This is a genomic window from Actinomadura sp. NPDC048955 (assembly GCF_040649435.1).
GTDB classification, from domain to species: domain Bacteria; phylum Actinomycetota; class Actinomycetes; order Streptosporangiales; family Streptosporangiaceae; genus Spirillospora; species Spirillospora luteofluorescens.
Window position 1 is genome coordinate 1 of the sequence record NZ_JBEZJI010000113.1, and the last position, 9474, is coordinate 9474.

General features: G+C 67.6%; 9 protein-coding genes. 2 read left to right on the forward strand and 7 right to left on the reverse strand.

All coding sequences use genetic code 11. The features are described from left to right. Nucleotides 1-471 precede the first annotated feature (471 nt). The gene (locus AB0C84_RS44400) at nucleotides 472-1254 is read right to left on the reverse strand and encodes a phosphoadenosine phosphosulfate reductase family protein (RefSeq protein ID WP_361078538.1); all 783 of its coding nucleotides are present in this window, start codon (nucleotides 1252-1254) and stop codon (nucleotides 472-474) included. Nucleotides 1255-1263: 9 nt separating this feature from the next. Here AB0C84_RS44400 and AB0C84_RS44405 point away from each other — a divergent pair, with 9 nt between their 5' ends. Beyond that, nucleotides 1264-2445, forward strand: coding sequence for a tyrosine-type recombinase/integrase (locus tag AB0C84_RS44405; protein ID WP_361078541.1), 1182 nt, complete (start codon nucleotides 1264-1266; stop codon nucleotides 2443-2445). Nucleotides 2446-2675: 230 nt separating this feature from the next. Here AB0C84_RS44405 and AB0C84_RS44410 read toward each other — a convergent pair whose 3' ends face one another. Next, a complete protein-coding gene (locus tag AB0C84_RS44410) occupies nucleotides 2676-2897 on the reverse strand; it encodes a hypothetical protein (protein ID WP_361078544.1) in 222 nt (73 codons plus the stop codon). A 33-nt stretch (nucleotides 2898-2930) separates the two neighbouring features. On the opposite strand from AB0C84_RS44410, the gene AB0C84_RS44415 reads away from it, so the two are divergent. Further along, entirely contained in the window at nucleotides 2931-4877 is a 1947-nt protein-coding gene (locus tag AB0C84_RS44415) for a site-specific integrase (RefSeq protein WP_361078546.1), read from the forward strand. Between the two features lie 5 nt (nucleotides 4878-4882). On the opposite strand, the gene AB0C84_RS44420 is transcribed toward AB0C84_RS44415, so the two are convergent. The 5 genes from AB0C84_RS44420 to AB0C84_RS44440 all read right to left on the reverse strand — a co-directional run bounded on the left by AB0C84_RS44420 (nucleotide 4883) and on the right by AB0C84_RS44440 (nucleotide 9392). After that, nucleotides 4883-5227: a hypothetical protein gene (locus AB0C84_RS44420; RefSeq protein ID WP_361078549.1), complete on the reverse strand. Its 345-nt coding sequence runs from the start codon at nucleotides 5225-5227 to the stop codon at nucleotides 4883-4885. 68 nt (nucleotides 5228-5295) lie between these two features. Next, nucleotides 5296-5571: a hypothetical protein gene (locus AB0C84_RS44425; protein WP_361078552.1), complete on the reverse strand. Its 276-nt coding sequence runs from the start codon at nucleotides 5569-5571 to the stop codon at nucleotides 5296-5298. 88 nt (nucleotides 5572-5659) lie between these two features. After that, nucleotides 5660-6373, reverse strand: a complete 714-nt coding sequence (locus tag AB0C84_RS44430; protein WP_361078555.1) for a hypothetical protein — start codon at nucleotides 6371-6373, stop codon at nucleotides 5660-5662. Between the two features lie 1443 nt (nucleotides 6374-7816). Beyond that, on the reverse strand, nucleotides 7817-8674 hold the full coding sequence (locus tag AB0C84_RS44435; RefSeq protein WP_361078557.1) for a hypothetical protein: 858 nt from the start codon (nucleotides 8672-8674) through the stop codon (nucleotides 7817-7819). Nucleotides 8675-8906: 232 nt separating this feature from the next. After that, nucleotides 8907-9392, reverse strand: a complete 486-nt coding sequence (locus tag AB0C84_RS44440) for a hypothetical protein (protein ID WP_361078560.1) — start codon at nucleotides 9390-9392, stop codon at nucleotides 8907-8909. Nucleotides 9393-9474 lie beyond the last annotated feature (82 nt).

A 9474-nucleotide genomic window follows, 5' to 3' on the forward strand; every position in this document is an offset into this window, starting at 1 on the left:
ACGGTCTGAAAGCCGGAGGGTTTGCGGCACCCGGCGGGCGGCGGCAGTGTCGGATTCGCCGGGAACGGGGGGAGGGCATGCCTCTCGACCCGCCGTCCAGAAGCGGCCCCCTCCCGGCACCTCGTTCAGATCCTCATCCGCAGGGAGGGGTCCTGAGCTCGCCCTTCGACCTGTCAGTCTTTGGTGCCGCCATCGAGCAAACGTTCGACCTCCACCTGGGCTGAAGGATCCCGCCGCACCGCCGCGTTCGAAGTGACGGAGCGAGCGCTCCGATGATGAGCGTGGAACGTCAAACTGCTAGCGGGGCCGGGCCGCTGGCAGGGGATTCGATGTCCGCCTGTGGTGCCCCCTCCGTGACAGGCAGGCGAGCAAGAGCGGCGCCGGGTCGCGGCCGGACACCCTGCTCAATCGCCTCAGCCGGTACAGGATGTGGAGGTCGACGACTGGCGTGTCGGTCCGGGGACATGGCGGTCACCATTTCCATCCGCTGACGGGAACGGGGCCGTCCGCTTGCGCCGCCAGCTTGATCGCCTCTTTGATCGAGAACCTGTGTTTGATGGTGTGGTCGATCCGGTCCTCCAATGCGGCGTAGCGTTCGGCGAGCTCCGGCATCACCTGACAGGCCCGCACCAGCGCCGACTTGGACGCCAACACACAGAAAATGCACGAGGCGCGGGGGAAACCGAGCGTGTAGGCCGGGTGCAGAAGTGTCGGCTCACGGCGGCAACGGTCAAACACCTGAGCCGTGGTCCAGTGGTGGATCGGGAGCCAGCGGTCGATGTGCTTGCGGGTGTTGGAGCGGCCTTTGGGCCGCTCCTGCTGCGGCAGGCTCTGGCAGCTCGGACAGGGGCATGTGCGGCCGCCGTCATGATGGAAGACCGGCATCGCCGCCCGGTCGGTGGATTCCTGTGCGCGGTTGCCCAGCACCGACAGGATGGGAACCGGGCCAGTGGTCCCTTCGGCGCGGGCTTCGGCCGCTAGGCGGGTAATCAACCGCCCGCCAGGGGCGGTTTTCATATCGGAAGTGCAGTAACGCGCGTGAGCCGAGGGGAACTTCCCGCGTTCCTCGATGTGCTCCAGCAGGCTTTGCTGGCGGCCGTCCTTGGTGATCCGATGAACGATCTCGAACCGCAGCCCGTACGCGGCGGCGTGCTCTGTTGACTGCACTATCTGGTTGCCTCGGTGGCGCATCTGGGTCTGCGGCTTGGAGCATCGGTCCTTGTGTCTGGAACAAGAGAGTTCACTGGTGCCCATCGCGACCTGATGGACGGCCGGGTGGACCTGCCGCGGGTCGGCGAGGTGCTGCTCGGCTCGACGCCGTCGCTGCCGTATGTCGTGGTCGATGCCGCCGACCGGGAGATCGAGCCGATCAGCCGGTACCTGAGGGACCTGCTGCTCGGTGACGTGAGCCCGCTGACCTGCCGAAGCTACGGCTACGATCTTCTGCGCTGGTTCCGGCTGTTGTGGGCCGTTGATGTCGGCTGGGAGCAGGCGACGGAGACGGAGACATCGGTTCTGGTCGGGTGGTTGAGGACCGCGCGGAATCCGCAGCGACGGCGGCACCAGGAGGGCACCTTCCCGCCTGGCTCTGTGAACCCGAACACGGGGAAGCCGGTCCTGAGCTCCGGGTACGCGCCGCGAACCATCGCGCACAACCTCTCGGTGGTCCACGGGTTCTACGCGTTCCACCTGCACTTCGGGCGTGGTCCGGTGGTCAACCCTGTTCCGGAGAACAAGGCCCGTAGGCAAGCGCTGGCGCATCGCTCTCCGATCGAGGCGAGGCGTCCACACCGGCGAGCTCGGTTGCGCCCGAAGATCCCAGCGCGTCAGCCGCGGGCGATACCGGACGGCCAGTGGGACGCGTTGTTCGCCCAGATGCGGTGCGACCGGGACAGAGCCCTGCTGACCTGCTATGTCTCGTCGGGTGCCCGCGCATCGGAATTGCTGGGGATCCGCCTGGGGGACGTGGACTGGCAGAAGGGCCAGGTCTGGGTGATCTCCAAAGGCAGCCGGGCGCGACAACCAGTACCTCTTTCGCCCGAGGCACTCGCCTATCTGGCCGGCTATCTCGATGCTGCGGGCCTGCCCGACGCGGGTACCCCGATCTGGCGAACACTGAGGGGCGAGAGCCGACCGCTGACCTATTGGGCCGCACGCCGGATCCTTCAGCGCGCCACCGAAGCCCTCGGCGCGAACTGGACCCTGCACGACCTGCGGCACACCGCCGCAACTCGACTGGCACGCGACCCGGAGATGACCTTGGTCGAGGTTCAGACGATCCTGCGGCACGCGCACATCACGACCACCGCCCTCTACACCGTGGTGGGGCTGGAGGACCTGATCGACAAGCTTGCCGAGCACTACGCCAGGCCTGTTCAGCCTTCGGCCTGGCCGGAGCGCTATGGCGCCGACGACATCCAGGCAGTGTTCGGTGCCGGGCAGTAAACCGGGCGACAGCCTCCGTCTTCAGGGGCCGACCACTGGCCGCACTCGACGTCACGAGATCAGCGACGATCCCTCGCTCGGCCGGTTCGAACCGACGGCGCTGGTCCCCGCTGCGCCATCGGTTCCGAGCAGCCCACCGCGATCCATTGGCGACTACAGCGCCGCCTCGATCGAAACGCTCGCCGAGGTCATACCTAGACACTTCTGCCCATCGGAGAAGCACCTCCACCTCAAAGCGCCGCCGGGTTCTGGAGTTCTTCGGGCACCTCGCCCAGTTCTCCGGCGACACCTGGCAAGAGCGGTGGGAAGCCTCCGGCTATGACCGCGGCGACCGACAGGTCGGCGATCTCGCCGGTGACGATCTCAACTACCGTGGCCGGCTGAACACCGCCCTCGGCCACGCTTTCGCGATGCGGATCATCCGGCCCAGCCTCCCGGGCTTCCGAGTCCACAAGTTCACCTGCTACTCGCCCTGGTTCCGGAGCGTGGCCCAAGATCCATGGCTGGAGGAGTTCTGCGACCGGGCCGACCGGCTGCCCGTCAGCTCGGCCCGACGAACCCGGGCGAAGTTCGATGTCTGCTGCGCCTTGACCGTCTTTGGAATCGACCTGAAAGACCTGACGGCCGAGGCGTTCCTCCACTACAGCGACGAGTCACGCAAGCAGGGCCTGGTCGATGGCGGGAAGAGCGCTGCCTGGGCCGGCACTCTGGCCTGGCCGGTGTTGCACCAGATGGGCCAGTTCGCGCCCTCGACGCCGAGCACCCTGCGCGCGGCCGTTACCCGCGGCCAGCTCTCGATCGAGGAATCCGTCGACCGGCATCGGCTCAAGAACCACGAGGTCCGCGACCTGCTCGTCGCCTACCTCCGGCAGCGTTCGGCCGATCTCGACTACTCCAGCCTTCAGACCATGACGAACCTGCTGGTCAAGACGTTCTGGAAGGAGATCGAGCGGATCAACCCGGACCAGGCAGACCTCCGGCTCTCCGAGGACACCTTCACCACCTGGAAGGAGCGCCTGCTTGTCACGCCGAAAGGACAACCTCGACGGGACCTTGACGGCCCGATGCTGGCCGTTCGGGCGCTCTACCTGGACCTTCAGTCCTGGGCCGCCGCCGAGCCCGAGCGCTGGGCCAAATGGGTCGCGCCGGTCCCGGTCCGGGACCAAGACCTTCGCTGGGCCAACCAACGGCGGCGCCGACTGCAAGAGCGCATGGCCAACCGGACCCGAGACCGCCAGCCGCTCCTGCCGATCCTCGTTCAGCACGTCAATGACCAATGGCATCGGCTGCGTGAGCTCCTCGACGCCGCCAAGCAGGTCGCGCTCGGGGAGAACTTCGTCGTTGACGGCGTGACCTGGACGCGGGCCTCGACCAAGGACCAGCGGCACAACCGTCCGCCAATCCACGCGATCAACCGCACCACTGGCGAGGTGGTGAAGCTCTCCCGAGCCGAAAACCTGGCCTTCTGGCAGTGGGCCATCATCGAGACGCTGCGCCTGGCGGGCCTGCGCGTCGAGGAGCTCAGCGAGCTGAGTCACCTCAGCATCCGCCAGTATCAGCGGCCGAACGGCGAGGTGATCGCCCTGCTGGTCGTCACCCCTTCCAAAAGCGACCGCGAGCGCGTCATCCCCATGTCCGCCGAACTCTTCCACGTGATCGCCCAGATCATCCGCCGCCACCGCGAAGAACACGGCACGGTCCCGACCTGCGCCCGCTACGACCCCTACGAGAAGACCTGGAGCGAGGAACTGCCCTACCTGTTCCAGACCCTCTACAGCGGAACCTTCCGCGCCATGTCCGGTCACACGATCTGGAGGAACATCCACCGAGCCTGCGACGAACTGATCCCCACGCATCCGGACTTCGCCGAGATCCGATTCGCGCCACACGACTTCCGGCGCCTGTTCGCCACAGAACTCGTCAACAACGGCCTGCCCATCCACATCGGGGCCGCTCTCCTCGGACACCTCGACATCCGCACCACACGCGGCTACGTCGCGGTCTTCAACGAAGACGTCATCAGCCAGTACCAGCAGTTCCTCGCCCGACGCCGCGCCGAGCGGCCGCCAGACGAGTACCGAGAGCCGACCAAGGACGAATGGAACGACTTCAACGAGCACTTCGACAAACGCCGGGTCGAACTCGGCTCCTGCGGCCGCCCCTACGGAACTCCCTGCCAGCACGAACACGCCTGCATCCGCTGCCCGATGCTGAGCATCAACCCCAAGATGCTGCCCCGCCTCGACGAACTCGAAGAAGACCTCATCGCCCGCCTCCGCCGCGCCCAGGACGAGAACTGGCGAGGCGAGATCGAAGGGCTCGAACTGACCCTCACCTTCCTGCGAGGCAAACGCGCCCAAAGCATGCGACTCGCCCGCCTTGGCCCCGGGCGAATCGACCTCGGGATGCCCACCCCACCGCCCCACGGATGACCTACTCATGCCATCACCCGGAACTTGGTGCAGAGAAGCTCGCGGGCGAGCTCCGGAGTGCCGGGCCATTCGGCGCCATCGCCGAGATCAGCGTGCGCGACGACGACGCGGTCCAGTACACCCACCGCGTCGGCCTGCTGGACCAGGACGGCGAGGCTGGATTGGGAGTCTTTGCCTGCGCTGCTGAAATGCACCGCCCACCGGTAGCGGCGGAGATCGGGGATCACCGAGGGCGGGCCGGGCTCGGGAACCGGCCCGGCGGGCAGAGGGAGCGATACCTGGGCTGCGCCTGAGCACCAGTCGAAGCGGACCTCGGCGGGGCGACGGACGGCCGGACGCGTGGTGGCCATGTATACCTCGGGTCATGAAGGGGGGAGGGTATCCGGCACGGCCGTGCCGCCGTTCTCGGTCGCGGAGCTCATGGGTTCTGTTGCCGGATCGTGTAGGTGATGCCGCCGGGGAGTGTGAACGGCCTTCCTGCTCGGGCGGCGGCGGCCGCGGCCTTCTCGTAGCTGCTGCGGGTCGGTGGCCAGTCCGCATGGTCGGCGGCCAAGCCTTCCAAGAGGCGCACGAGCTTGGCCCTGGCGACGTGTTCGCTGGGGAAATTGCGAGGGATCGGCCTCTCGGTGCCGTTTCGCGCCACGCGGATCAGCCGCCAACATCCGTCGGTCGGCTCACTATGAGGGGTGGTCACCTGTTGCTCCTTCTGGATTGATCCGTGGTGGGTGGAGTGCTCACTCGGTGTGCTCTGAAGACGGGCTTGGCGACTGCCTGGGCGTTGTTCACTCAGGTGGCAGGGCAATCCCGCTACTGCTCAGCAGTTGGGTGAGCCACTGCGCGATACGGTCGCTGAACTGCCACATCGGGGCAGCTTCACCGCAGTTGGGCCGAAGCAGGATCGACATCCCGATGCGGGCCTGATCATGGTGACCAAGCCGGGCAAAGATCGGGCAGTGCAGCAGCGAGGCCAACGCACAGAACCCGCTGACTGCTTCACCGTCGCACTCGTCGCACCAGCATTGGTCGTCGGGTAGCAGGAACCGTTCGCCTAGTTGGGTGCGCAGTGTCGTGGTCAACGTGGCTGCGACGGGCCCGGTCAGCCTGTGCGCCCAGATCGAGGTGCCGGTGCCGTCTGGAGCGTCGCGGCCGCCAGTGTCGTAGATGACGATCATCGGCGGGTGTTCGGCATCGGGAGCCTGGTCACCGTAGGGGTCGGGCAGATGTTCGTGGGCGAGGCTGATGGTGTCCCGCAGGGTGGCGGCCAAGCGTTCGGCATGCTTGCGGGAGGTGTCTCGCACTACCAACTCGGCCAGTCGGGTAGCGGCGGCGGCGGCGAGCGGAAACCGGAAGGCCATGTGCTCGGCTGGCGGACAAGGCGCGCTGGTGGCGAAGGTAAGCACTCCAACGCAGTCGGCAGGGTTCGGGGAGGCGGGGGAGTCGCTGGCTTTCCCCCAGGCCGAGAGTGCACTGATGAGGTCAACGGACGTCGTGATCAAAGAACCTCCATGTGGCGTGGGTCCGCTGGACGGCGGTATGCCGGAGCGCGCCGGGCGGGCGGCGTCAACCCCAGGGGCCCCGAAGGGGAAGGGTTGACGCCGCCCGCCCGGTGCGCTGAGTTAGGCCGTCCAGCGGACCCACGCCCCTGACGGGGCGGGTGCCGCGAGTGACGCCGGGTCAGGCGTCCTCCCATGCGGCGCGGGACCCCCGACGGTCTTGTGCATGGTGTTTCAGTGCTGTGGCTACTGCGGGCGAGACCGCGGAGTCAGCTAGGCGCTGCACGGTCGAGCGCCCGGCACATCACGTCTCGGACGTTGTCCGGCCCGACCGTGGTCTCGATCTTCGCCAGCAGCGCGGCCCGCGGTCGGCGAACTCGAGGATCTCGGGCCGGTTGTCAGGTTCGCTCGTGGCCGAACCGTAGGCGGGAACGGCGAGCATGGTCGGCTGAGCGGTGGACGCTGCGGTTAACGGGCAGTCCCTGCGCGAAGCGAGGATGGTGAGATTCTTGCGAGTGCCAAAGCACCGGCGAGCCGCCCCGCCCGGGCTGGGGTTCCTGGGCCAGGCCGGCTCACCGGTGCAGGTCAGTGCTGTGGCCTGAGCGGAATCAGTTCCAGCAGCGTGGTGGCCAGGACGAATCCGTCGCTGCTGCGGCGCCGTGAATTCATCCCGGCCCGTGCATTGCACGAGCAGCCCCGGCAGGCGTACATGCTGTACTGACGGATGGTCGCCGTGGAGCCGTCCGGGGCGGTGAGGGTACGGCGGATCCAGAGTTTCCAGGTGGCGTGGCGGTTGCAGGTATGGCACGCCACCTGCGTTGCACGGGAGCGGTGCCGCGGTGCCGGGGGTGTCACGGTCTGGGCAGGCATCGGTACCTCCGTGTTCGAGGGGTGGTTCGTCGTCAGCACGCCATGGCTCAGCGCGCCGGCGGGCGGGCGGCAAGAGGCTTTTTTGCCGCCCGCCCGCCGGGGTGCTGCTCTCCTAGTGCTGACGACGATCCGCCGCGGCGCCCGCCCGGCACCGACTGCGGCGGCTGTGAGGACCGCGTCACCGACCATCGCCGAGTTGCGTTTTGGCGACGGCCATCTCTTGGGGCTACGGCCAGCGGCCGCGGAAACTGAACTGCTGCCCGGGGCCGCCGCCGTCTCCTGGAGTTTCGCCCCGCTGAGGGGCACTGGCGCGTCAGTTGAGCGGCCGGCCATCCCGGTCGGTGCCGGTGGAGCAGTCCGCGGCACGTTCTAGGCCGTCGCCGCTCCGGCGGGGACGGGCGCGAGCGTAGACAGGCCGCCTTGCAGTACGGGAAGGTGCGGGATCATCTTGCGGATCGCGCGGACGTCCTGAGCATCGACGCGTGCGCGTATCGGGCGGCGTCATCGAGGACCGCGGTAGCGCGGCCGGTGCTGATCAAGGTCGCCTGCATGTGAAGGTCGGCGGCGCGCTTGTCGTCACCGGCCGCCTCCGTTTCGCGGATCGGCCGGGTCATCCGGTCGAGCGCGGTGAGGTTGTGCAGCGCCATCTCCAACGGGCCGGTCCGCGCGGCCGTGGCGTCGCGCTGTTTCTGGTGCTCGTGCTCCCGGCCTTCGCGCTCGATCATTGTCTTCTGTTCTGCGCCTTCTCTCGGCCTTGGCCTTCTCGATCACGGCGGCGCGGGCCGCTTTCACCCACCGAGTCCGCAGCTGGGTCGCGTTCGGCAGCATCGGCGCGTGGCGGGTGGGGCCGGGCTCGGTGAGGGCGTCGCATTGCAACTGGTCGACCGCCAGATGGAATAGCACCCGGTAGAGGCGGTGCGCGCGGCCTTCGACCATGGATCTCTGCCGTTCCCTGATGTCGTGGCGTGTGGTGAACGCTTCGAGACTGGCGAACGAGGCTGCCGTGCGTTGGATCAGGCGCTCGGCGGCGGGCGCGTTCCCGTCTGGCCGAGTGGTCGTCGGGTAGTAGGGCTGTACGTTTATGCAGTTCATCTCGCGCGTCAGCTCGTTGGTGAGGTCGCGGATGGCCCCGATAGCGGAGCCGTGCACTGTCGGCTGCAGGTAGTGCGGACGGACGAGGCGGATCTCGCCGACGAGGACGAGCCGAGCCACGGTGCGGATCGCGGCAGCCTGCGCGAGCAGGCGCTGCTCCTCCTCGGGGTCCATGTTCCATTGCGCGTAACGGGCCTCGATCTGGGCGTGGATCCGCTCACGGATCAGGACGCGTAGAAGTCGCTCGTACCGGTCGGGGTGCTCGACGCCCGCGCCGTCCGGGTCGCTGCTGGTCTGTATAGCCGGCTGGCTGGCCCCCGGCCGTGCGGTCTGGTCGTCCACGTGGGATTTCACTTCTCTATGAGGGACCGGGCTGGTGGCCGTGTGGCCGCAACCCGGCGGGTCGGTTCACTGAGGGAGCGGTGACTCGCTCGTGCCGCGGATGACGCTCACGACACGTGGTATTTGGCAATGCGCCCGGCCCCGACCTTCCTGCGGACGAGGAGCTTCGTACCGCTCCCGGCATGTTCCGGGAGCGGTACCTGCCGTCAGGCCGCTGGAAGGCCGGTGCCCGTCACATGGGTTTGTCGTCGCAGTCGGTTACGCCCTTGCGGCTGTAGTGGAGGCCGCCGCACTCGGCATGCCGTTCGTCGACCTGCTCCGCGTCGTCTTCGAGATCCGGGTCGGGAAGTTGCTCCAGGATGTGATGGGCGGCGCTGGCCACCTGAACGTCGCAGCTGGTCCACATCAGCACTTCCTGCGCGGCTGCTCGACCCGCTCTGATCTCGACCACTCGCTCTGCCAGCTTCTCTTGGTAGAACTCCAGGTCCTCGCGGAGCTGGTCTCTCACCTCGGCGAGGACGTCCACCTGACGCTTGGTCCGGGTGAGCGCGCCGTTCAGGTTCTCGATCTCGGTCACTGCGGCTGCCATGTAGCTCTGCCGTACGGCGCTGCGGTACTGCTTGAGTGCCGCCGTCCACTCGACGTCGTCCTCGATGTTGGCGGCGCGCAGGGCGTGTTCGGCCTGGTCCATCTGGTTCTGGTTACGCAACGAGCGCATGATCTGCCTCCTGGTGTTTTTGGGGCGCGCAGGAAGGCCGGTCCGCGCTCGTCCTGCGGCTCACCCTGACCGAGGTCATGGA

Coding starts and splice junctions, on each gene's coding strand:
- AB0C84_RS44400 (WP_361078538.1), bottom strand. CDS start 1,254: ATGGGCACCAGTGAACTCTCTTGTTCCAGACACAAGGACCGATGCTCC.
- AB0C84_RS44405 (WP_361078541.1), top strand. CDS start 1,264: ATGGACGGCCGGGTGGACCTGCCGCGGGTCGGCGAGGTGCTGCTCGGC.
- AB0C84_RS44420 (WP_361078549.1), bottom strand. CDS start 5,227: ATGGCCACCACGCGTCCGGCCGTCCGTCGCCCCGCCGAGGTCCGCTTC.
- AB0C84_RS44440 (WP_361078560.1), bottom strand. CDS start 9,392: ATGCGCTCGTTGCGTAACCAGAACCAGATGGACCAGGCCGAACACGCC.